Source organism: Pantoea eucrina (assembly GCF_002095385.1).
Taxonomy (GTDB): domain Bacteria; phylum Pseudomonadota; class Gammaproteobacteria; order Enterobacterales; family Enterobacteriaceae; genus Pantoea; species Pantoea eucrina.
Window position 1 is genome coordinate 1 of the sequence record NZ_MIPP01000098.1, and the last position, 478, is coordinate 478.

At 69.5% G+C, this 478-nt stretch carries 1 protein-coding gene; it reads right to left on the reverse strand.

Annotated elements, in window-relative coordinates; all coding sequences use genetic code 11:
* Positions 1-3: 3 nt before the first annotated feature.
* On the reverse strand, positions 4-478 hold a 475-nt coding region (locus tag HA43_RS18945), incomplete at its 5' end, for an Lhr family helicase (RefSeq protein WP_425298532.1).

Genomic DNA, 478 nt, shown 5'->3' on the forward strand with positions numbered 1-478 from the left:
CGCTCAGCCATCCCAGCTGTAGCCGCCCGGCACGCGCGCAAAGCCTGCCGGTTTCAGCAGCGCCGTCAGCGGCGACTGGCTGGCCGGAGAGCCATCAATTTGCTCCAGCGTAAAGCGCAGGCGCGGCTCGCGCCGGAGGGCCGCGGCTAGCGCGCCAAGCGCCTGCTGCAGGATCTCCGGCGATATATCTGCCGTAAACGTATGCAGCTGTTTGCCGCCGGGCGGCAGCCAGAGCAGCGGCTCTCCCTGAAACAGCACCACCCAGCTGCCGCCGCGCCGCAGCGGTTTTGTCCCGGAGAGGGTCAGCGGCCACGGCAGCTGGGTGCCGAACGGATTAGCCGGATCCAGCGTGGCCAGCGCCAGCGGCATGGCAGAGGGCGCGCGCTGCAGCTGACGAATACGCTCAATCAGCGCCGGCTCAGCGAACTGCGCGGCCCCCATGCCGCTGATAAAGCGCCCGCGCAGCAGGTGTCCGGCA